Origin of the sequence: Metabacillus indicus LMG 22858, assembly GCF_000708755.2 — a bacterium.
Lineage (GTDB): Bacteria > Bacillota > Bacilli > Bacillales > Bacillaceae > Bacillus_P > Bacillus_P indicus.
Genome location: NZ_JGVU02000005.1, coordinates 253,532 through 276,884, shown reverse-complemented (window position 1 = coordinate 276,884; position 23,353 = coordinate 253,532). Strand labels below are relative to the sequence as shown.

The following is a 23,353-nucleotide window of genomic DNA, read 5'->3' as shown; positions in this document are numbered from 1 at the left end:
TTCCCTTGCGCTCCAGTCACTTGCTTTCCGCTGCAGTTCACCGGAGTTTTGAGCATTATACTTTGACGGCTCCAACGACAATACTTCCAATTTGCAAGGTAATAGAAAAATCCGGACTATTTAAACCTCAGTCCGGATTAGTATTTGCAGTTACCTATCAGCGGCCATTATTCAGCTGCTTAAAGTTGTTCTGCAGTTCTTCAAGGCGCACTCTTCCTTGTTCGCGAAGCTGTTTGTTTTCGTCTTCGATGGCTTTTGTTTCGTGCATGCCTTTTAGGATGATGCTCCATGTTTCTTCGATTGTTTCCATTTTAATGCCGGGGCTTCCTGCAAGTCTTGCAATATCCACACTCTGTTTTGATATATTTTGTGCGTTTCGGAGAAGCATTTCATTTGTGCGCTTTTCAAGCTCGTTCATTGAATCTGCGACGAGTTTCTGTCTTTTGGCTGCTATGGCGTTGATCAGGCCGGTTTTAAAAATAGGAATCGTAGTGACAAACGCAGAATTGATTTTCCCGATCAGCTTTGTGTTCCCTCTTTGCAGGAGGCGGATTTGCGGTGCGGACTGGTAGGCTACCTGTTTGGCAAGTTCGAGATCATAGACCCGCTGTTCAAGCACCTCAATTGAGTTCCGCATCGTATCAAGCTCCATTTGGGCGAGCTGGTTGCCCTCCGCTGCTTTTGCTTCTAATGCCGGAAGCTGCTGCTTTAGTTCAGCTGCTTTCATATCTCCGGCGACAATGTATTTTTCAAGCTCCATGTAGTAGTTGAAATTCTGTTCATAAAGCTGCTCAAGCGTATTTGTTGAACGCTTCATCTCATCCTCGTATTTCACAATTTCAAGGTAGACTTTATCAATTTCGCCGCCCATTGTCTGATACTTTGACATGATTTTCTCCACCAGCTTCTGTCCGCGGCTGAAGAATTTTTTTATGCCCTTTTGCTCGGCAAAGTCTTTCGGATCAAAGCGGTCCATGATTCTCCCGAGGTGTTTCAGGAGGGCGCTTGATTCTTCCATGCTGCTTGACTTCATGGTGTTCAGGATTTTTCCTGAAAAAGCTGAAATTTCATCAGCAGGTGCTTTTCCGTATTCAAGGATTGCCACCTGGTTCTTGTGATCAATGCTCTCTGCAAGTTTTTGAACCTCAGGCTCTTTTTGAAGCTGAAGCTTCATATTGTTCGGTCCTTGTTCGAGAACCTCTTCCATCTGATCCGTTTTGCTGAGTCCAGGTACTTGAGACATACGCGAAATCCTCCTTTAATATGGTTTGGATGCCTGTTCAAACAGGTATTTCTTCTCGCATAAATAATGCTGCTTAAAAGATTTTCCGGATGAATTTCTTGAATTTCGACGGCTCCTGATAGACTTCATTAAAGCTCATTTCCTCCAGCCAGTGGCTGTCGTAATGCTTTTCATCGACAAAATTTTCAATGTCGTTGTGGCCGGGAGGATTGCAGATCACGATATCCAGTCCGAATTCATTCATCAGCAGAAGCATCGCAGCGTCTGAGCGCGTCATGTAGCCATTGTTTTCATTATTATAAAGAATGAGCCGGGGCACATGCTGGGAGTAATCAAAATTCTGCATCAGTTTTATCAGGCTTTCCGGAATATTCATCGCCTGATTGAACAGGTAAAGCTGCAGATCATAAGGACTTTCCTGTTCCAGCCTTTTAAGCTTTGGATCAGCACAATACCTTGAAATCGCATCAGCCAGCCCCTTTTGAAGGCCGGTCGGAAGGTTTGAATACTTCCACCAGTGGCTTCCCATCATTTTATCAGCCTGCAGCACTTGATTTTCGTTCAGGGCATTCTGGTAATGAAAATGCGGATTGCCTTTAGCTTCCCAAGTAAACGGAAAGTACTTGACGACAGCCGCATGTTCATAGTCAGCGAGGTCCTGAATTTTGCCCCAGTATGAGCGTCTGTTTTTTGTCACCCCGAAGATTTTCGAGAAAATAGCGGGTATATGAACCATGTTGTCCCGGACTTCAAAGTCTGGACGCAGAAATGCTCTTTCCTTTATAAGAATAAAAAGTTCATCATACGTTGTTTTCAGCGTCCGTGCATTGGGGGAATAATTTCTGAATTGCCATGGCTTATAAAGCATGGATTCGTCTGAATGAAGAACCTGGTCAATTTGTTTTGAAGCTTTGTATGCTACAGTTGATGTGCGCTCCGGCCTCACCTTTGGAAACGCTGTCAGTTCGTGAGTCCCCGGAAAACGGACGATTTTGCTGACCGCTTCTTCCGGATCTTCCTCCTTCAGGATATCTGTCCCCTCCGGATGGGCAATGATGACATCGCATCCGAACCGGATCAGGAAATGAAGGAAGAACTGTTCGCTTTTCGTTGCATTTCCGTACCAGAAAAACGCAGGCTGCCGGACACCGTCTGTTTTTTGCAGCTCAGGATGCAGGTGGTTCCAGGTCCATTTAATCAAATCAACAATGATGCGCCGGAAATCAGCGCTGTCATTCGCTTTATCAAGAAAGAATCGCGAAAGCATGTGAATGACACAAGTCCGCAGGTGGCGGTTTAACTCCGGATCGGAGAGAACCGGAAGAAGGCGGTCTCTGTCCATAAAAGCAACAAACCGGTTCACGGAGAGCTTTTCGTTTTTATGCAGAAGCAGCAGGTTCTGTATCGCCTGAAATTTTTCCTGCGGGATGTTTTTATCCAGAGATTCACTTAGAAAATGCACACCGAGTTCTTCGTGATGAACAAGGTCAAATAGCATTTGATAGTATTCGTCATCTGTTAATGGTGTTCCAAGCAGCCTGACGGCGACTTGCGGAATTTTCACTTCAGAGGGAGTGTTCACATAATCCGGACGCTCAGGCAGCGGCATAAAAAGAAGAGTCTGCCAGTCTGTGTCCAGATGTTCTGCAGGCGCAGGCTTATATGTTCTGATCATCTCTCTTCCCTCCTCTGAAAATATATCTCCACGTTACTTTCCGTTTCGTCTTTTTTCGCCAAAGACTCGGCACATTCCTTCACTCGTAACCACCCATGTTTTTCCGAACTTCCGGATGGTGCCCGGCGGAAACTGATTGACCCTTTTTCTGAGGGCAGAATCATCAATTCCCCATTCCTTGCAGGCCTGAGCGGAACTCATTATATTTTCATCCAATAGATTGGTCTTCGTTTTTTCTGCTGTTACCAAGACGTTCACTCCAATAAGAACTGAAGAAAATCAGCCGTGAAGCCATAGGTACCCTGCTTCTATTGTACCACTTTATACAGGTAAATATTTCTATTTACTGTGGACAGGGTTGATTTTCGCCAGGACATTTTCCAGAATTTCCTCTGAAGCGAAGATTCCATTTTTCGACGTTCTCTGAATGGCCCCTGACAGTCTTGCGCCTGACTCGCCAAGTTCGCCGTGCAGCGGTGAAAAGGCAAGATCGGCTTCTTCAAGCATGCAAAGGTCAAGCAGGGAGTCGCCGGCTGTCATCACGGTTTTTGCACCGGCAGCTTCTTTCACATAGGCAACGGCATCCCATTTATTGATCGGTTTCGGCACAAAATACAGCTTTCTTCCCTGCAGTGAATGCTTCCATCCGTTACGGTCCGCCCAGAGAATAAACTCCTGAAGGCGCGCCTCGGGAATATTTCCGCGTTCGATAATGTTGTATAAAAAGAGATTCTCGGCATTTTTCTGCTTCAGCACCCAGTCATCAGAAGCAATCTCCTGAAATTTAAGGGAAACATCCTCCAAACTTGTGCACTCATCTTTCATGCGTGCTTCAAGATGCTGTTTCCACTCTTCGTCAAGCTTCCCCTCTTTGAAAACATGTCCGCCGTTGCTCGTTACAGCGTAGCGCGGAAGGATTTCCTGCTGAAAGATGGAGATCCGCCCGTATTGGGACGGGGTTCTGGTTGTTACAGGAACAAACGTCATCTGTCCGGCTATTTCCTTCAGCATGGAAATCGCTTTTTTCGTCATGAACGAAATTTCCTGGCCGTCGAGAGTTTCAATCAATTGAATATCCTCTTCGCCAACCGGTTCACGGAACGATCTTCTCGAATAAATGAGCGTCTGATCCAGATCACTTGCAAAAATCACAGCAGTACCTCCTAGTTTAAGGGCTTAATAATCCCGCAGCATGAGTAAGACATATTCTTATATTCGATGACAGGGACGTTCCGTTCTTTTGCCAGCAGGAAGATATGCTCGAGGTCTTTATTGCCTAAATCCTTCACAAGGATCTTCCATGGCACTCTTCTGAGCAGTACACGCGTCGTCTCTCCCACACCCGGCTTCACATGGTGGATGTTTTCAATGCCAAACTCGTCCTGAATTTGCTTTATATCCTGAATCCCTTTCCATGTCGGCGTCCGGTCCTCTTTATCAAGCATCGAAACCTGCTTTGAGATCTCCTCTTTCACATTAGGAAACTCTGAGACTACTACGTCAATGAAATGATTGGACACGTCTTCCGGCAGCAGTTCCTCGTAATACTTTGCACCATGGAAATCATCCGGACCGATGAAGTTATCATTCAGGACCGTTCTGCTGACCAAGCCTGATACAGTTGAGTTCAGGCAGGCGCTCGGAATCAGGAAATCCTCTCTTGTCCCGTAAATGTCCGTGCAATAACCGGGATCTGCAAGTACCGCAAGCGAGTCATCAATGGCAAGGCCGTGTTTGCTGTTGAATTCCTCCATCGCTTCCCTAAGCTCTCTTGTAATGGCTCCTTTTCCTGTCCAGCCATCCACAAACTGCACGCTTTCATCCGGATGGTTCCGGGCGATATAATTCATGGCGTTGGCATCAATGCCGCGCCCTCTCACAATGGAGACACTGTAATGAGGAACATCGATTTGCTGCACCTCCTGCAAGTACCGCTTCATCAGAATTCCTACCGGAGTGCCTGCACGTGCAAGCGAAACGAGCACGATGCTTTTCCCCTTCAGTTTCAAAATCTGTTCTGACACCGTACCAACAGCAGCTGCAAGCTTTTGTTTATACATGTCTAATGAATGGTGAAAAAGCTGCAGATATTCATCAGTCGGCTTATATTCAATTGGAAGCATCTCAGAATAATGTGTTCCGCTCTGAACAGCCTGTTCCCGTTCGAGTGTTGATTTTTCAAGACTAATTTGGCTCAAGTCCTTCAGCAGGAAAACAACGTCCTTTTCTGAATAACTTCCCATTGCTGCCGGCTTCGGCAATTGCTGCTCCACCTTACTCATCAGATGCACTTCCTTTTTGGTTTGTACTGAAATAAACAAAATGAATGACCGGAATAACAGATTTCAGCTGATTAAGCATCGGCTGCAATCTCTCTTCAGGAACAGAACGTTCGAAGAAGACAAAAACTTCATCGTACTGGCCCTCTGTGACATTGTAGAAAAAGTTTGCTGTTTCCCCGTCTTCAGGATTTGAAAACGGGAACGCGCTTTTCACGGCATAATCTTCCCTGCTCACAGGGTGAATCGGGCTTCTTGTCGTAGACTGATAGAAGATGCCGTCCCCCATGTAAGAGGCTGTTTTCATCGGAATGTACATAAACTCACCTGTACCGAGACAAAGAGTTCTTTTTCCTTTTCTGGCTTCGCGCAGCCTCGCTGCAGCCTTCAGGCAATAAATATCTGCCTCCAATTGCTCTGCATCAGTCAGACCGAACCTTCCCGTATGCGTCACATAGGGTGAAGACAGCTGCTCTGACGCACATGACGTAAGGTCGCCTTCTTCCGGAGAAATGACGATCTGCGTAATTTCTGCATCACGTGAAGACAGGGATTCGCTTTGGGATTTGCTTTCTGAAACCGGATCTCCATTTGCTGTAATCAGTCCCGTTACAAGGGAAACCTCATGAATGGTAATGCCGAGCCGTTTCTCTGTATCTCTGAATCTCTTTTGATCTTCCTCTGAACGCCAGTCGAGGATGGATACGACTGTATATTCGCTGCGCGGGAATTTTTCCTGAATGGATTCAATGATATTCAGCGCCGTTTTGCCTGTTGTGACTTCATCGTCAACAAGAACAATCGGACGGGTGTCAGCAAAAAGCTTTTCATCCACATAGCACCGGTGTGAAGTGGCATGCGAGTGCTCTTCTTCAAAGTTAATAATAGAAGTCATTTCAGACACCTGTTCTCTTGTCGTATGGAAAAAAGCTGCATTTCTGAAGTTCTCAAATACCGCGTGTCCAAGAGCTGTCGCTGTTTCTGCAAACCCGATAAATAAAGCCGGTTCAGCTAATGCATGACGGTATTCGCTTTTCTTTACCTGTCCGCCCATCAAACCTGCAAGAATCTGATCCCGCTCCGGATGCGTTTGTGCCTCAACGACTTCCATGTATCTGGCTGCAAGCGCCTGACCAGTAAGAAGTGCAAGCGAAGGATCAACGGGAATATGCTTGCCGAGAACGGTGCTGACAAACAGAAACGAGCGCTTTTTGTTAATGCGCGCTGCCATCTGAAAGAGCCTGTCCAGCGGAAGAAAATAAGGATTTCCGGTCAATTCGATGTCTACTGAAAGCTGACCAAGCAGGTCAAATGTATAGCTGTTCGTTTGCGGTTTCGCTGATAAGGTCGATAAATGATTGCTGCTCATGGAACACCCCGTATAGTTTAGATTTCAAGATGATTTTCCGCGCCCAATTGTAATGGGGTTTAATTTCGTTCATTTTGTTTGAAAATTCGCTTCGGATCACACCGTTGTAGGACTGCGCCTGATCGAGGATGGAGGATGCGTCCAAATATTCCTCTCTTGTGACCGCGTTCAGCGCATTGACGATTTTAATATGAAGCGGATGTATGATTGTTTTTCCTACAAGCCCGTTCGTATTATCCAGAACGATTTCATGAATAAGTCCGTCGTCATAACGGTCGATGAGATTCGCTCTGAATTCAAGTCCTTCATGGCCATATGCCTGCTGGAAAGGGGTTTGTCTGATCTGCGGCTTTAAAATCCGCTGTCCGCCCCCAAAATACTCCCACACCGGACCTGAGATGACGTACTCTTTTTCACAGCGGCCGAAAACATTGATAATGTCTGTAATGCAGTCCCTGATAACTGAAATATCGTAGATGGTCGTATCCCTGCTTCGCCTGATTCCAAACAGACCGGACAAGTCTGTGCCTCCAAGCCTTACATTCAGCACATACTCATAAAAATCATCAAGAATCGCTTTAATGCCAAGCAGTTCGTTCATCCGTGTTTCTTTATAAATAATTTCTTTTGTTTCAAGAATCGGCATTCCGTAAAGCGTCACAGAAGAATCGGATGCGATTTCCTGCAGCGCCGTGTAATACCCTCTTCCGTTTTCAGATGTGAATTTCGGAAAGACAAATCCGCTGATCAGCTGAATGTGATGCTTAAGCTTCCGGGCCACCCGCTGCATCTGTTCCCGGCTTCTGATTCTGATAAAAATAAGCGGAAGATTTCTCTGGTCAAACTGCCCTTTCAGCACACTGTCTGAAATAGTCCCGATTTGGCTGACGGTATTTGCTTCTGCTGTCTCAACTTCTGTATCGCCGATGGAATCTTCAAGACAAATGACCATCGATGTCAGCCCTTCGTGCTTTCCATTAAGAAATTTACCAGATAGTACATCTCCTGCAATGGCTGTCCGGCTGCCAGGCATATAAAGAGTAGCGCCCAGAGCATAGGCAAGCATTTCCCGTTCGGTCTCCTTAGAAAAGTGAATCGGCTCATATAAAAAAATCTCGCTGCGTTTTTCCTTGCTTAAATACTGAAAATGTTTCAAGATTGTTCCTCCATTCAGGGACCGTGCGTGATGTACTAAGTGGTAAATGCCTTATTAAAAGCGGAACCTTCCGTTTAGCTCCGACAGACAGAAAAGAAATCACCCGAAAAGTCCGCTTTTAGACTTTTTGGGGGATTTTGTTCTGGCGGAGGAGCTGGAAGGTGGAGCTGGACACTATTAAAAGCGGAATCGCCCGGATGGCCGGGCGATTCGCCGCCTTGCTGTTCTTTCAAAGCTTTGAAAAAGGCGCGTTGTTTTATAAAAACAACGCACCCCTTCATGTTTATTTACACTTCTGCAATTAAACGTCCAAGCCGTAGTCTTTTACAAGTGAACCAAGACCGCCCTGGTAGCCGCTTCCGATTGCATTGAATTTCCACTCTGCGCCGTGACGGTAAAGTTCGCCTACAACGACTGCAGTCTCAATAGAGAAGTCTTCTCCCAAGTCATAGCGGATAAGCTCTGAGTTGCTGTCTTCGTTCAGGATGCGTACGTAAGCATTGGAAACTTGTCCAAAGTTCTGGCTGCGTGCTTCTGCATCATGAATTGTGATTGTGAACGCAATTTTGCTGATAGAAGCAGGAACTTGTGAAAGGTTAACTTTGATGACTTCATCGTCACCAGAACCTTCGCCTGTACGGTTGTCGCCAGTATGCTCAACTGATCCGTTTCCGCCAACAAGGTTGTTGTAAAAAATGAAATCTGCTTCGCTTGCTGCTTTGCCGTTTTCATCCAATAAGAAAACAGATGTGTCAAGGTCAAAGTCATTTCCGCCGTCATACTTGTTAGTATCCCAGCCAAGACCGACCAATACTTTTGTTAAACCAGGGTTTGTTTTTGTTAAATCGATTTTCTGACCTTTAGATAAGCTGATTGCCATTTTGAATTCGACTCCTTTTATCCTGTTATTTTTTATGTCTTTCAGAATCCCGTGTCAGGATTCCGGAAAGAAATTATGCGTGACGGTTTGCAATTTCTGTAATAGAAGCGTCTTTTGTTCCAGAACCGACTGCTGCGAATTTCCACTCGCCGCCATGACGGTAGATTTCTCCCGGGATAAGGGATGTCATATCTGAGTAATTGTCGCTTAAGTTATAGTGTACAAGCTCTGTGCGGCTTGCAGAATCCACTACACGGATAAAGGCATTTTGAATCATGCCGAAATGCTGTTTTCTTTGGACAGCCTGATAGATGTTTACAACAAACACAAGTTTGTGAACATTTGCAGGAACCTTGCTCAGATCGATCAGCACTTGCTCATCGTCTCCATCGCCGTCTCCTGTCAGGTTGTCTCCGGTATGTTTAACTGAACCGCATTTGCTTGTCAGGTTGCCAAAATAAATGACGCTCTTTTTATCAAGCAGACGGTCGTTTTCATCAAGCATCAATACTGAAGCATCGCAGTCAACGTTGCTTCCGCCGCCTCCGAAGAGTCCGCCAAAAAGCCCGCCGCTTTTTTGCTGGACAGGATCCCATCCTAGTCCGACCATGATATTTTTAAGACCGGCATTTCCTTTTGTCAGATCGATTTTCTGACCCTTTTGCAGTGTAATTGCCATTTCTTCACTCTCCCTTTCTGGGTAATGGGGAAACTTGCAAACAGAGACCTGAGCCATACTTCTTTATGTATTATTCGGTCTATTGTCACGATAACGTGACCACAAGTCTTATACTACCAATATCTGAGCAAATTTCAACTAAAAACCTTTTACAGGTCCGCACTATTTCATACGTTTTAAAAGAGGAAAAGTTTCATAGAAGCTAAGATAAAATAATTTCCTTTTCCAGGAAAGTTGCTTTTATATCAAGCTTTGTCTCCTGCTTTTCTACTTTTTCGCCGAGCAGCAGTTTTACAGCCAGATACGGGAAGTTCACTCCGGAGAGGCAGCTGAAATACAGGCCGCCCGACATCCGCGGATTGATTTCAAGCAGCTTCGGAAGCCCCTGGTTATATTTGACCTGGATATTAAAAATGTAGTCCAGCTTAAACTCCTCAGTGAAAGCCTCTGCAAGCTCGATTAATTCTTTGTTGTTTTCAAGAATCCGGATTCTTCCTCCGCCTTTCCTGCGAGGCACCGCTGCGATGAGTTCGCCGCTTTTGGCAAGGCAGTCAATGCTGTATTCTTCTCCTTCGAGAAACTCCATGACCATAAGCTCCGGGAACTCTCCGGCAGCCTTCAGCCCGTCATAGACTCTCTGAAACGGAATCCGGTAGCTCGGCGCCATCACTTCTTTAAGGGGATCAACATTGTCATCAATGATTCTAAACCCGTATCCTCCCTCTCCGACCACAGGCTTATAGCAGACGCCAAGTCCTTCGTTCTTCAATTTTTCATATGTATCCTTGAATTCTTCAGGTGTTTTTGCTGTATAAAAGGAAGGGATCTCAAACAAGCCCTTTTCCCTGCAAATCTCGTAAAAATCATCTTTATTATCTATTGCCTCAAGCAGCTCAGCGTCTCTATTGACTAATACCTTTACACCGAGCTCTTCAAACTTGTCCAGCGCTTTTGCAATCGGCAGCATTTTATATCTTGGAACGAACAGCTGAATGCCATGTTTACGGCAGAAATCCAGGCAGTACTGAACGTACTCCCCGTCTGTATCAAACTTGGGCTCAACCTCTGAGTAATCGCAGTTTGCAAGCATGACATGGTCAGCATCCGGGTGTGTGCCGTACACTTCAAACTTAATCCCGTCTTCATTATTCCGGATCATGTCAATGTAATGATAGGCAACCGAGAACCAGCGGTTGAACCAGATTTTATATGTACTCATTTTTCAGAAAAACCCCTCTCTTCGGAACAGTCCGAAGTTTTCTATTTCTTTCATTTTACATAAAACGGGAAGATAAGTCATTGGGAAAAAATATCTTTGGGATTAGTGGCATCAATCCTGTAATTCTTCCTTTTGATGGTTCTATTCTTCCCTATTAGTGCCATCAAACAAAACATTCTTCTTTTTGATGGTACTGCTCTCCCGGATAAGTACCATCAACCAGAACATTCTTCCTTTTGATGGTACCGTTCTCCTTTATAAGTGCCATCAACCAGTACATTCTTCCTTTTGATGGTACCGTTCTCCCTTATAAGTACCATCAACCAATACATTCTTCCTTTTGATGGTTCTATTCTCCCCGATAAGTGCCATCAACCAATACATTCTTCCTTTTGATGGTTCTATTCTCCCCGATAAGTGCCATCAACCAGAACATTCTTCTTTTTGATGGTACCGTTCTCCCCGATAAGTGCCACCAACCAAATCATTCTCCCTTTTGATGGTTCTGTTCTCCCGGATAAGTGCCATCAACCCAAGAATTTCTCTTCTTGATGGCACCATTCTCCAAAATCAGTAATCTCCTATCACAAAAAAACTCCCCGCTAAACCGGGGAGCTTCCTGTTCCTACATATTTCTGCGGTACTGTCCGCCTACTTCATATAATGCCTGCGTGATCTGGCCGAGACTTGCATAGTTGACGGTCTCCATCAGTTCAGCAAAGATGTTCTGGTTGTGGATGGCAGCCTGCTTCAGTCTTTCGATGGCTGCATCAGCTTGTGCGGCATTGCGTTCCTGGAATGCTTTCAAGTTTTGAATCTGTGTTTCTTTTTCTTCTTTAGATGCCCTGGCTACTTCCATGTTGTCAACGGAATCTTCAGATGGCTTGTTCGGATTGATATACGTGTTGACGCCGATGATCGGGAGTTCCCCTGAATGCTTCTGCATTTCATAGTACATGGATTCATCCTGGATCTTTCCGCGCTGATACTGGGTTTCCATTGCTCCAAGCACTCCGCCGCGCTCGTTGATGCTGTCGAATTCTTTAAGGACAGCTTCTTCTACTAGGTCTGTCAGTTCTTCAATGATGAAGGAGCCCTGCAGCGGATTTTCGTTTTTGGCGAGTCCGTGCTCTTTTGTGATGATGAGCTGAATGGCCATGGCTCTGCGGACCGATTCTTCTGTCGGTGTCGTGATAGCTTCATCGTACGCATTTGTGTGCAGAGAGTTGCAGTTATCCTGAAGAGCCATTAGAGCCTGCAGCGTTGTGCGGATATCGTTAAAGTCGATTTCCTGGGCGTGCAGGGAACGGCCGGATGTCTGAACATGATATTTCAGCTTCTGGCTCCGTTCGTTTGCCCCGTATTTTTCCCTCATAACGGTTGACCAGATGCGGCGTGCCACACGTCCGATGACGGTGTATTCCGGATCAAGGCCGTTGCTGAAAAAGAATGAGAGGTTCGGCGCAAAGTCATCGATTTTCATGCCTCTGCTTAAATAGTATTCGACATACGTAAACCCGTTTGCGAGTGTAAACGCAAGCTGTGAAATCGGGTTCGCTCCCGCTTCTGCAATATGATACCCGGAAATGGAGACAGAGTAATAGTTTCTCACTTTTTCATTGATAAAGTACTCCTGGATATCCCCCATCATTTTCAGGGCGAATTCTGTTGAGAAGATGCAGGTATTCTGTCCCTGGTCTTCTTTCAGAATATCCGCCTGAACCGTTCCGCGGACGGTTTGAAGGGTTCTTTCCTTCACCTGCCCCATCTCTTCTACTGTCAGCTCGCGTCCAAGCTCTGTCCGCTGCTTTTCGGCCTGCTGGGCAATGGCCGTGTTCATGAACATGGCAAGAATGATTGGCGCAGGTCCATTGATTGTCATTGATACAGATGTGGCCGGTGCGCACAAATCAAAGCCTGCATACAGCTTTTTCATGTCATCAAGCGTACAGATGCTGACTCCGCTCTCGCCGATTTTCCCGTAGATGTCAGGACGGTATGCAGGGTCTTCTCCGTAAAGCGTAACAGAGTCGAACGCAGTACTCAGGCGTTTTGCCGGGTCATCCTTTGAAAGGTAATGAAAACGGCGGTTCGTCCGTTCCGGCGTTCCTTCCCCTGCAAACTGCCGCTTCGGATCTTCTTCCGCCCGCTTGAACGGGAAAACGCCGGCTGTATACGGGAATGCTCCAGGTACATTTTCTTTGTAGACCCACTTTAGAATTTCCCCGTAGTCTTTGTATTTTGGAAGCGAGACTTTCGGGATGGCGAGTCCTGACAGGGAAACCGTCTTTAATGATGTCACAATTTCTCTGTCGCGGATTTTTGTCACAAACTGATCCGTTTCATATTTCTCCCTGAGCTCTCCCCAGCCTTCAAGGATCCGCTTTGATTCCGGAGAAAGTTCCTCTTCCGTTTTCTTTTTAATCGCTTCAAGTGAGGCAATCACCTCAGGTGCCCCGTTCTCCTCTTTGACACTCTCAATGGCGCCCTGAATCTGGAACAGTCTTCTGGCAGTATCAGCCTGATATTCGGCACTTTTGTGGTAGTTCCGGACAGATTCGCTGATTTCTCTTAAATAGTAGCGGCGGTCTGTCGGAATGATGACATTCTGTTTTTCAACATCTTTGACAATAGGCAGACTTGAAGACCAGTTTTTATTTTTCTTTTTGTTGATAAGGTCAAGCAGGGCTACAAACAGGGTGTTTGTGCCGGGATCGTTGAACTGGCTTGCAATCGTTCCGTAAACCGGAAGATCCTCAGCCGGACTTTCAAACAGCATATGGCTGCGCTGGTACTGCTTTTGCACCTGGCGCTTTGCATCCTGTGATCCTTTACGTTCAAATTTATTGATGACAATCAAGTCCGCGTAGTCGATCATGTCGATTTTTTCAAGCTGGGAAGGCGCACCGAATTCGCTTGTCATGACATACATGGACATGTCGCAAATCTCAGTGATGGCAGCATCCCCCTGCCCGATTCCGCTCGTTTCTACAATAATCAAATCATAGCCGGCTGCTTTCACAACGGCGATGGCATCATGGATGGCAAGCGACAGTTCTGATCTTGACTGTCTCGTCGCAAGACTTCTCATATACACGCGCGGTGAGAAAATCGCATTCATCCTGATTCTGTCACCAAGAAGAGCTCCGCCTGTTTTCTGTTTTGTCGGGTCAATGGAAATGACGGCAATCTTAATTTCAGGCACTTCATTTAAAAAACGTCTGATTAATTCATCAGTCAGTGAACTTTTTCCTGCTCCGCCGGTACCGGTAATCCCAAGGACAGGTGCATCAGATGAAAGCTGCTTGACCTCTGAAATGACTTTTTCTGCTGCCGCTGCCGCTTCCTGCCTGCTGCCGATTTGCGATTCAGCAACCGTGATCAGTTTTGCGATTGCTCCGGCATCGCCTGTTTTCAGCTTCTCCATCTCATCCTCAAGCTTTGCAGCTGTCTGGAAATCGCATTCTTTCATCATGAGTTCAATCATGCCCTGCAGACCGAGCTCTCTCCCGTCCTCAGGAGAAAAAATGCGAGCAATCCCGTACTCATGAAGCTCTTTGATTTCACGCGGAAGGATAACCCCGCCGCCTCCGCCGTAAAGCCTGATATGCGAAGCTCCTCTTTCTTTTAAAAGGTCATACATATATTTAAAAAACTCCACGTGCCCGCCCTGATAAGAAGAAATGGCGATGCCCTGAGCGTCTTCCTGGATCGCTGCATTGACGATCTCTTCAACCGAACGGTTATGGCCGAGGTGAATGACTTCTGCGCCGCTCGCCTGGAGAATTCTCCTCATAATATTGATCGATGCATCGTGTCCGTCAAACAAACTGGATGCCGTTACAAAACGAACGGCATGTTTCGGTTTATAGGTTTCCTTTGTATGCATGCTGGCCGCATCCCCTTTATTGTCGTTATTCCGGCTGATTTCCGCTTTTTTGTATCCCCCGCAGAATCAGCTTGGTCTGAACTTCAATGTATTCCTCAAGCGTATAGTTCCTCTGAAGGGCCCACCTTCTGAAGCCCCACATCTGTCCCTGAACGAAGATGTTGTGGGCAAGCAGCTGTCTTTCCGTTGCTGTAAGCGAGATTTCCCCTTTATCCGCACAGCCTGCTATCACCTTTTCAAACATCCCGACCATTTCAATTTCTTTTTGAAGCACATAAGGAAGCGCGTCACGGGACAGTGACTTCGCTTCCTGGTACATAACGAGAACCTCATCCTGCATCTCATCCACCACTCTGAAGTAGTTTGCGATGGCAAGCTTGAGACTCTCAATCGTTCCAAGCTTCATGTCGATGTTTTTCTCCAGCCGGTCGCGCACCTGATCATAGATCGTATCGCAGACCAGGTAGAGGACGTCTTCCTTCTGCCTGATATATTCGTAGAGCGTGCCGATGCTGAAGCCTGCCGCTTTGGCAATTTCCCTTGTGGTTGTGCGGTGGAATCCCTTTTGTTTAAAAAGATGAACCGCCCCTTTAATCATCTGGTCACGCCGCTTTTCCACAAGCCTCTCGTCTTTGACAGAGGCATGCACTTCCCGTTTAGACATGTTCCACCGCCTCCCTGTTTTGGCCTTTTATTTTGTCAGCATGCGCGAAATGACAAGTCTCTGAATCTCCTGAGTGCCTTCATAGATCTGGGTAATCTTCGCATCTCTCATGTAGCGTTCAACCGGATAATCTTTCGTATAGCCGTAGCCGCCGAATACCTGAACCGCTTCTGTCGTGACTTTCATAGCCGTATCTCCGGCAAACAGTTTGGACATGGCCGATTCTTTTCCGTACGGAAGGCCCTCAGACTCAAGCCATGCAGCCTGATAGGTTAATAGACGCGATGCTTCAATCGTTGTCGCCATATCAGCAAGTTTAAAGCCGATACCCTGCTGCTGCGCAATCGGCTTGCCGAACTGCTGGCGCTCTTTTGCATAGGCAACAGATGCATCAAGGGCTCCCTGTGCGATTCCGACAGCCTGGGCTGCGATGCCGTTTCGGCCGCCGTCAAGAGTCATCATGGCAATTTTAAAGCCTTCTCCTTCTTGACCAAGAAGGTTTTCTTTTGGAACGATGCAGTCTTCAAACATGATTTCGGTTGTAGGTGATGAGCGGATGCCGAGCTTGCTTTCTTTTTTGCCGACGGAGAAGCCTTTAAAATCCTTCTCGACAATGAATGCACTCGTTCCTTTATGCTTGCTTGAAGGATCTGTGACGGCAAAAACAACATACGTATCTGCTATGCCGCCGTTTGTGATGAAAATTTTCGATCCGTTAAGCACATAATGATCGCCGTTCAGTTTGGCAGTTGTTCTCATGCCGCCGGCGTCTGATCCGGAACCGGGCTCTGTCAGTCCGTAAGCGCCGATTTTCTCTCCTTGTGCCATTGGTTTTAAGTACTTTTGTTTTTGCTCTTCTGTACCGAATTTGTAAACCGGCCAGCCTGCAAGCGATGTGTGGGCAGAAAGTGTTACTCCGATGGAAGCGCACACTCTTGAAAGTTCTTCTACGGCTATGACGTATGCCAGGTAGTCGCTGCCGATGCCGCCGTACTCTTCCGGCCATGGGATTCCTGTCAGGCCTAGTTCAGCCATTTTGTCGAACAGCTCACGGTCGAAGCGCTCTTCTTCGTCGCGTTCTGCAGCTGTAGGCTCAACCTCGTTTTTAGCGAAATCTCTTACCATTTTGCGGATCATTTCATGTTCATCTGACAGTTTGAAAAACATTGCGTTCATCTCCCGTGTTCATTTATTGGTTGTTAATTCAGCATTGTTAATTTGGTGTTCTGGAATCGTTCCTTTCCGCTCCAGGAACTTGCTTTCCGCGGGGAGGGATGGGAGCCTCCTCGGCCAGCCTGCGGGGTCTCCCATTCCCTCTTCATCCCGCAGGAGTCAAGTTCCTTCCGCTGCAATCCACTATTGTGCAAGTGCAAACAGAAAGCGTCCACCTTTACGAAAATATCCTTCTGCTTTACCCCTTAGTTAAATGCTTGCTGATGACGATTCTTTGAATCTCGCTTGTGCCTTCGTAGATTTCGCAGACTTTGGCATCGCGGAAGTAGCGTTCGACGGGGTAGTCTTTTGTGTAGCCGTAGCCGCCGAAGACCTGGATGGCTTCTGTTGCTGTTTCCATGGCTGTTTTGGATGCGAACAGCTTTGCCATGGATGCTTCTTTGCCGCATGGCATGCCGTTCTCTCTCATGAATGCCGCTCTGTAGGTGAGCAGTTCTGATGCCTCGACGGCTGTCGCCATGTCGGCAAGCTTGAAGCCGATTCCCTGCCGGAATGAGATCGGCCTTCCAAACTGGACGCGCTCTTTAGCATATTCAATCGATTTTTCAAGGGCGGCCTGGGCAATACCGAGCGACTGGGCAGCAATTCCGATGCGCCCGACATCAAGGTTGGCCATCGCAATTTTGAAGCCTTCGCCTTCTTCGCCGAGCAGATTTTCAGCAGGCACTTCAGCATCTTCAAACGAAAGCTGAACCGTTCTTGAACCGTACAGCCCCATTTTATGTTCGTCTTTTCCGATGACAAGTCCTTTTGTGTTTTTCTCGACGATAAATGCAGAAATCCCTTTTAGGCCCGCCTCAGCGTTCGTAGAAGCGAAAACAATGTACGTGTCTGCTTCCCCGCCGTTTGTAATAAATACCTTTGAACCGTTCAGAATGTAGGTGCCGTCTTTTTTGACTGCTTTTGTTTTGAGGCTGCCTGCATCAGATCCTGATCCCGGTTCAGTCAGGCAGAATGCGCCGAGGTACTCGCCGCTTGCAAGCTTTGGAATGTACTTGTTTTTCTGCTCTTCCGTTCCGAAATAAAGGATTGGATTTGTTCCGACCGATGTATGGACGCTCAGGATGACCCCGACTGTCGCACTGACCTTTGAAAGTTCATGGATGGCGATGATGTAGGACGTAAAGTCCATTCCGGCTCCGCCGTACTGTTCCGGCACAGGGATACCCATCAGGCCGAGAGATCCCATTTTCCGGAGAATGTCCCGGGGGAATTCTCCCTTTTCCATCCTTTCGACAAACGGTTCAATTTCAGCCTGGGCAAAATCCCTGACCATTTTCCTCATCATTTCCTGTTCTTCCGTGAAGCGAATATTCATATCCCGTCCCCCTGTGATGTCCGTCTACCCTTCGTATGAATAGAATCCTCTGCCTGTTTTGCGTCCGAGCCAGCCAGCTTTCACATATTTTCTGAGAAGCGGACATGGGCGGTATTTGTCGTCTCCAAAGCCTTCATGCAGCGTTTCCATAATGTAGAGGCATGTATCAAGACCGATAAAGTCAGCAAGCGTCAGCGGCCCCATCGGATGGTTCATGCCAAGCTTCATCACTTCATCAATTGCTTCCTTCTCTGCCACCCCTTCATAAAGCGTATAGATCGCTTCATTGATCATCGGCATCAGGATGCGGTTTGAAACAAATCCAGGGAAATCATTGACCTCAACCGGGATTTTATTCAGCGTTTTCGTCATATCTTCTATCGACTGATACACTTCATCTGCTGTTGCAAGGCCCCGGATAATCTCAACAAGCTTCATGACAGGAACAGGATTCATAAAGTGCATGCCGATGACTTTTTCCGGACGGTTTGTTGCTGCTGCAATTTCCGTGATCGGCAGGGAAGAAGTGTTTGTTGCGAGAATCGTCGTTTCCGGCGTGATTTTATCAAGCTTTGCGAATATGTCTGTTTTGATCGCCATGTTCTCAACAGCTGCTTCAATGACAAGGTCCGTCCCGGCTGCGTCCTGCAAATCTGCTGACGGCTTGAGCCTGCTTAAGATCTCCTGTTTCTGATCTGCTGTGAGCTTCTGCTTATCTACCTGCCGCTGAAGGTTTTTTTCAATAGAGGCGAGTCCTTTTAAAACAAATTCCTCTTTCAGGTCGTTGACTAAAACGTTATATCCTGCCATTGCGCAGACCTGCGCGATGCCTGATCCCATCTGTCCTGCCCCGATTACCATTACGTTTTGAATACTCATCGATATCCCTCCTGCTTTTAAACTTCCACCATAATTGCGTCGCCCTGGCCTCCGCCGCTGCAGATGGCCGCAATGCCGATGCCGCCGCCGCGACGTTTCAGCTCGTGAATCAATGTGATGATAATCCGCGCTCCGCTTGCCCCGATCGGGTGTCCCAGTGCCACAGCTCCGCCGTTTACGTTCACTTTTTCAGGGTCAAGACCGGCAAGTTGATTGCTTGCAAGAGCAACCGCCGAGAACGCCTCGTTTATTTCAAATAAATCGATTTCTTCAAGCTTTCTGCCCGTTTTCTTTAAAAGCTCAAGAATGACAAGGCCCGGCGTCTTTGGAAAATCCTTCGCTTCAAGTGCAATCGCCGTGTGGCCAAGGATTGCTGCCAGCGGCTGCTTTCCTTCTTTTTGAGCCCGATCCTCGCTCATGAGAACAAGAGCGCCTGCCCCGTCATTCACTCCAGGGGCGTTGCCCGCTGTAATCGTCCCTGCCTGATTAAAAACGGGAGACAGCTTTGAAAGCCTTTCGATTGAAGTATCTTTTCTTGGTGCTTCGTCGTGCTGAACGATGACAGGATCTCCTTTTCTCTGCGGTACAGGGACAGGAACAATTTCTTCGCCCAGTTTTCCTGACTCAATGGCTGCGGTGGACCGCTCATGGCTTCTGAGCGCCCATGCATCCTGTGCTTCTCTTGAAATTTCAAGCTCTGATGCCGTTTCATTTCCGTAGGTTCCCATATGAACGCCTGTAAATGTGCACGTCAGTCCGTCATGCACCATCATGTCCTGAACCTTTGCATCTCCCATGCGAAGGCCCCATCTTGCTTTTGGCATCATGTACGGCGCATTGCTCATCGACTCCATTCCGCCTGCAACAATGACTTCCTCGTCGCCTGCACGGATAATCTGATCGGCGAGCGTTACGCTTCGAAGACCGGAAGCACAGACTTTATTGATTGTTTCGGTTTTCACTTCCCACGGCATGCCTGCGTGTCTTGCTGCCTGGCGGGAAGGAATCTGCCCCTGTCCGCCCTGAAGTACAGAACCCATGATGACTTCATCTACTTCCTCTGCTTTTACGCCAGCGCGCTCTAACGCTTCTTTAATGGCGATGCCGCCAAGCTGCGATGCTGTCAGCGTGCTCAGCCCTCCGCCAAATTTCCCAAAAGGTGTGCGCACTCCGCTTACAATGACTGTCCTGTTCATCGTTCATCATCCCTCCGTATTTTTATAAAAGATTTGTAGAAAGCGGTTACAAAATTGCCGATTGAACGCTCGCTCAGTATGGGTCCAGCCAAGAAGGTGAAACGAAATCCGTCTCACCTTCCTATTTGGACTATTGGCTGTTCACACTTTAAGCGGCACTTTCTTTTCCTTCTCCAATCACTGCTTTTTCAAGCAGCTCTGCCACATCATACGTGCTGACTGTCTCTTCAACTTCTTTTGCTTTCGTTCCGTCGCTGAGCATGGTCAGGCAGTAAGGACATCCGGAACTGATGACAGTCGGATTCACTTCAAGCGCCTGGTTCGTTCTCGCCACGTTAACACGCGTACCGGCATCCTCTTCCATCCACATCAAACCTCCGCCGGCTCCACAGCACATGCCTGTTTCCCGGTTCCGGTTCATCTCAACAAGCTTTACGCCCGGAATGGCTTTTAATATTTCGCGCGGCGGCTCATACACTTCGTTATAGCGGCCAAGGTAGCAGGAATCGTGGAACGTGATCGTTTCCTTCACTTCATGCTTTGGAACAAGCTTTCCTTCCTTCACTAGTGATGCAAGCAGCTCTGTATGATGGTATACCTCTGCTTCAAGCCCAAAGTCAGGATATTCATTTTTGAAAATGTTATAAGCATGCGGATCAATTGTGACAATCTTTTTGATCTCATTTTTCTGGAATTCATCAATGTTTTTCGTCGCAAGCTCCTGGAACAAAAATTCGTTTCCGAGACGGCGCGGCGTGTCTCCAGAGTTCTTTTCCTTGTTTCCAAGAATGGCAAACTTCACTCCCGCTTCGTTCAGAAGCTTTGCAAATGAAAGGGCGATTTTCTGGCTTCGGTTGTCATAAGATCCCATAGATCCGACCCAGAACAAGTATTCAAATTCTTCGCCTGCCTTGTTCATTTCTTTCACCGTCGGAACATGAACATCTTCGCGTGCCTCGCGCCAGTCTTCACGCTCTTTGCGGTTTAGTCCCCACGGATTTCCCTGGCGCTCAATGTTCGTCATGGCGCGCTGGGCATCTGCGTCCATTTTTCCTTCAGTAAGAACAAGATAACGGCGCATATCAATAATTTTATCAACGTGCTCATTCATTACCGGACACTGATCCTCACAGTTGCGGCACGTTGTACATGCCCAGATTTCCTCTTCTGTGATGATTTCGCCGATCAGGCTCGGATTATAGGCAAGCGATGCTGCAGCTTCCTGTGAATCCTGTCCCTGGGCCATCGCAGCAAGCTGGTTTCCCTTCGTATCTGCAAATGCATAGGCAGGAACCCATGGTGACATTGATGTGACGGCAGCGCCTTTTTCCGTTAAATGGTCGCGAAGCCTTAAGATCAGGTCCATCGGCGACAGCATTTTGCCTGTTCCTGTTGCAGGACACATATTCGTACAGCGTCCGCACTCTACGCAGGCATATAAGTCAATCAGCTGCGTCTGTTTGAAATCTTCAATTTTACCTACCCCGAAAGTCTCCTGAGTCTCATCTTCAAAATCAATTTTCTCAAGCTTTCCAGGATTCGAAAGACGTCCGAAATACACGTTGGCCGGTCCTGCGAGCAAATGTGCGTGTTTTGACTGCGGTACATAGACAAGGAATGTTAAAAGGATCAATAAATGAACCCACCATGAAATGTAAAAGATGACGGCAGCTCCCGTTTCACCGACAAAGCTAAGCAGATATGCAAAGCTTGATGCGATCGGTTCTGTCCATGTCAGCTCATGATTGTGCCAGATGAGGTTCATTCCGTTTCCAAGAAGAACAGAAAGCATAAGCCCGCCGATGAAAATCAGGACAAGACCCGCTTTGAAGTTCTTTTTAAGACGGACGAGCCTTTCTATGTATCTGCGGTGAAACGCCCATACAACCGCAACAAGAATCATCAGCGTGACGATTTCCTGGAAGAATGTAAATCCTGGATACAGCGGCCCAAGCGGCAGATGCGCATCCGGAATTAACCCTTTAATAATAAAATCAAGCGCCCCAAACTGGACAAGGATAAATCCGTAGAAGAACATGACGTGCATGATTCCGCTCTTTTTATCCTTTAATAGCTTTTTCTGGCCGAAAACATTCACCATAATGTTTTTCAGCCGCTCATTTAATCGCTGATCAAACTCCTGTTTTCGTCCGAGCTTGATATAAGCCATGCGTGAACGGATCAGGTATACAAACAAACTGACTCCGTAAGCGGTTACAAGTATGAATGCCAAAAAGTTGACCCATAGCAGTGCGTCCACTGTCTCTCCCCCGTTTCTGTGATGAAATTTCCCGTTTCCCCATGATTTCAAATACTTTAAATCCATTTAATTTTCAGAATTTAACCTATACTTACATGATAATAATGAATGAGCATTCAGTCAATGATTTTCACTCAATCTTCCCCTGATAATTTTTCATCCCGACGTAAAAGATAAAAGATAGATGAATTCATGGAGGGGTTGGAATGAGCGGCATTCTTTTTTTCACAGCGGTTATGGTTATTCTTGCTGTCATTCTCTCTATGGACTTTTATTTTGGTCGCAGACAGCATATAAAAACAGCGGCATCAACTGTCTTTCCTAAAAGAAAAAGTAATTTGGAGCTGTTCACAGTCGGCCAGCACTTTTATGAGCGGCTTTTTGAAGATATTGAAAATAGCACCCATTCCGTTCATGTGCTATTTTATATTATAAAAAATGATCCCGACAGCGAGTCCTTTCTTTCCCTCCTGCAGAAAAAAGCGGAACAGGGAATCAGCGTGCGCCTTCTCGCTGACTATGTCGGCAGCCATGAACTTGAAAATAAGAAAATCCAGCAGCTGAAAGAAAGCGGCATTTCCTTTGCTTTTGCCCATAGACCGAAATGGCCCTTCTTTTTTTACAGCTCACAGACAAGAAATCACAGAAAGATCACAGTTATTGACGGCAGAACCGGCTACACCGGAGGCTTTAATATCGGAAAAGAGTATCTTGGCAAAGATCCGAAGTTTGGCTTTTGGAGAGATTATCACCTTCGGGTTACAGGTGAAGGTGTCCGGGATTTGCAGCGGCAGTTTTTGACAGACTGGAATGCTGCGTCTGATGAGCAGCCTGAAGAGGATAAGGGGCTTTTCCCTGCTCTGTCACAAGGCCGGTTTGAGCACAGGTTTCTTACGACTCCGGGCATGGAACTTGAAAAGAATTTTCTCACTTTCATTAAAGAGGCCAAAAAGGAGCTTCTGATTTGTTCTCCCTATTTCATTCCCGGGAAGAAACTGATGAAAGAGCTTTTGAACGCAAGGAACCGCGGAGTTTCAGTCAAAATCATGGTGCCGATGAAGGCCGATCATCCGCTTGTGAAAGAAGCGTCCTTCCCTTATTTCGGTCCTCTTTTGAAGGCCGGCTGTGACATTTATCAATATTATTATGGTTTTTATCATGCGAAAGTCATTGTCGTGGATGACAGCTTCTGTGATATCGGGACAGCAAACTTTGATAAGCGGAGTCTTTTTTTAAATGACGAATTCAACTGCCTGGTTTATGACAGTTCCTTTGTAAAGGAGGTAAAGCTTACTGTGGTGGATGATATGAAGAGGTCTGCGAAATTAACCCTCGACCATTATAACAGCAGATCTGTCCGGCAAAGGGTGATGGAGAAAACCGCTTCCTTCGTATCTTATTTCTTATAAAACCG

19 protein-coding genes are annotated in these 23,353 nt (G+C 46.8%); 2 read left to right on the top strand and 17 right to left on the bottom strand.

Features of this window, described 5'->3' with window-relative positions; translation table 11 throughout:
• Positions 1 to 157: 157 nt before the first annotated feature.
• From AZ46_RS14220 to AZ46_RS14190, 7 genes are all read right to left on the bottom strand, one after another.
• On the bottom strand, positions 158 to 1,243 hold the full coding sequence (locus tag AZ46_RS14220; protein WP_029283292.1) for a toxic anion resistance protein: 1,086 nt from the start codon (positions 1,241 to 1,243) through the stop codon (positions 158 to 160).
• Positions 1,244 to 1,316: 73 nt separating this feature from the next.
• Entirely contained in the window at positions 1,317 to 2,918 is a 1,602-nt protein-coding gene (locus AZ46_RS14215; protein ID WP_029283290.1) for a YceG family protein, read from the bottom strand.
• A 33-nt stretch (positions 2,919 to 2,951) separates the two neighbouring features.
• Positions 2,952 to 3,167: a helix-turn-helix domain-containing protein gene (locus tag AZ46_RS22085; protein ID WP_051827358.1), complete on the bottom strand. Its 216-nt coding sequence runs from the start codon at positions 3,165 to 3,167 to the stop codon at positions 2,952 to 2,954.
• A 90-nt stretch (positions 3,168 to 3,257) separates the two neighbouring features.
• Positions 3,258 to 4,070: an HAD family hydrolase gene (locus AZ46_RS14205; protein WP_029283286.1), complete on the bottom strand. Its 813-nt coding sequence runs from the start codon at positions 4,068 to 4,070 to the stop codon at positions 3,258 to 3,260.
• Positions 4,071 to 4,081: 11 nt separating this feature from the next.
• Entirely contained in the window at positions 4,082 to 5,200 is a 1,119-nt protein-coding gene (locus AZ46_RS14200; RefSeq protein ID WP_029283284.1) for a cysteine protease StiP family protein, read from the bottom strand.
• Positions 5,193 to 6,566 carry a phosphoribosyltransferase family protein gene (locus AZ46_RS14195; protein ID WP_029283282.1) on the bottom strand — a complete coding sequence of 458 codons (1,374 nt, stop codon included), beginning with the start codon at positions 6,564 to 6,566 and terminating at the stop codon, positions 5,193 to 5,195. The genes AZ46_RS14200 and AZ46_RS14195 overlap by 8 nt, the downstream gene beginning before the upstream one ends.
• The gene (locus tag AZ46_RS14190; RefSeq protein WP_029283280.1) at positions 6,505 to 7,722 is read right to left on the bottom strand and encodes an HpcH/HpaI aldolase/citrate lyase family protein; all 1,218 of its coding nucleotides are present in this window, start codon (positions 7,720 to 7,722) and stop codon (positions 6,505 to 6,507) included. Before AZ46_RS14190 ends, AZ46_RS14195 begins: the two co-directional genes overlap by 62 nt.
• Before the next feature lie 161 nt (positions 7,723 to 7,883).
• On the opposite strand from AZ46_RS14190, the gene AZ46_RS21975 reads away from it, so the two are divergent.
• A complete protein-coding gene (locus tag AZ46_RS21975; RefSeq protein ID WP_161781215.1) occupies positions 7,884 to 8,027 on the top strand; it encodes a hypothetical protein in 144 nt (47 codons plus the stop codon).
• On the opposite strand, the gene AZ46_RS14185 is transcribed toward AZ46_RS21975, so the two are convergent.
• The 10 genes from AZ46_RS14185 to AZ46_RS14140 all read right to left on the bottom strand — a co-directional run bounded on the left by AZ46_RS14185 (position 8,024) and on the right by AZ46_RS14140 (position 21,939).
• Positions 8,024 to 8,602 (bottom strand): TerD family protein, encoded by a 579-nt coding sequence (locus AZ46_RS14185; protein WP_029283278.1) that lies wholly within the window; start codon positions 8,600 to 8,602, stop codon positions 8,024 to 8,026. The two genes, AZ46_RS21975 and AZ46_RS14185, sit on opposite strands and share 4 nt — an antisense overlap.
• A 73-nt stretch (positions 8,603 to 8,675) precedes the next feature.
• A complete protein-coding gene (locus AZ46_RS14180) occupies positions 8,676 to 9,281 on the bottom strand; it encodes a TerD family protein (RefSeq protein ID WP_029283276.1) in 606 nt (201 codons plus the stop codon).
• A 202-nt stretch (positions 9,282 to 9,483) separates the two neighbouring features.
• Positions 9,484 to 10,500: an ATP-grasp domain-containing protein gene (locus AZ46_RS14175; RefSeq protein WP_029283274.1), complete on the bottom strand. Its 1,017-nt coding sequence runs from the start codon at positions 10,498 to 10,500 to the stop codon at positions 9,484 to 9,486.
• 625 nt (positions 10,501 to 11,125) lie between these two features.
• The gene (gene icmF, locus AZ46_RS14170; RefSeq protein ID WP_029283272.1) at positions 11,126 to 14,389 is read right to left on the bottom strand and encodes a fused isobutyryl-CoA mutase/GTPase IcmF; all 3,264 of its coding nucleotides are present in this window, start codon (positions 14,387 to 14,389) and stop codon (positions 11,126 to 11,128) included.
• A gap of 25 nt (positions 14,390 to 14,414) precedes the next feature.
• Positions 14,415 to 15,053: a TetR/AcrR family transcriptional regulator gene (locus AZ46_RS14165; RefSeq protein ID WP_029283270.1), complete on the bottom strand. Its 639-nt coding sequence runs from the start codon at positions 15,051 to 15,053 to the stop codon at positions 14,415 to 14,417.
• Between the two features lie 27 nt (positions 15,054 to 15,080).
• Positions 15,081 to 16,220, bottom strand: coding sequence for an acyl-CoA dehydrogenase (locus AZ46_RS14160; protein WP_029283268.1), 1,140 nt, complete (start codon positions 16,218 to 16,220; stop codon positions 15,081 to 15,083).
• A 244-nt stretch (positions 16,221 to 16,464) separates the two neighbouring features.
• Positions 16,465 to 17,604, bottom strand: a complete 1,140-nt coding sequence (locus AZ46_RS14155) for an acyl-CoA dehydrogenase (protein WP_029283266.1) — start codon at positions 17,602 to 17,604, stop codon at positions 16,465 to 16,467.
• A 24-nt stretch (positions 17,605 to 17,628) separates the two neighbouring features.
• Positions 17,629 to 18,483, bottom strand: coding sequence for a 3-hydroxybutyryl-CoA dehydrogenase (locus AZ46_RS14150; protein ID WP_029283264.1), 855 nt, complete (start codon positions 18,481 to 18,483; stop codon positions 17,629 to 17,631).
• Positions 18,484 to 18,500: 17 nt separating this feature from the next.
• A complete protein-coding gene (locus tag AZ46_RS14145) occupies positions 18,501 to 19,679 on the bottom strand; it encodes an acetyl-CoA C-acetyltransferase (RefSeq protein WP_029283262.1) in 1,179 nt (392 codons plus the stop codon).
• Positions 19,680 to 19,827: 148 nt separating this feature from the next.
• Positions 19,828 to 21,939: a (Fe-S)-binding protein gene (locus AZ46_RS14140; RefSeq protein ID WP_029283260.1), complete on the bottom strand. Its 2,112-nt coding sequence runs from the start codon at positions 21,937 to 21,939 to the stop codon at positions 19,828 to 19,830.
• 206 nt (positions 21,940 to 22,145) lie between these two features.
• Between AZ46_RS14140 and cls the strand changes: the two genes are divergently transcribed.
• Positions 22,146 to 23,348 (top strand): cardiolipin synthase, encoded by a 1,203-nt coding sequence (gene cls / locus AZ46_RS21775; RefSeq protein WP_029283258.1) that lies wholly within the window; start codon positions 22,146 to 22,148, stop codon positions 23,346 to 23,348.
• Positions 23,349 to 23,353 lie beyond the last annotated feature (5 nt).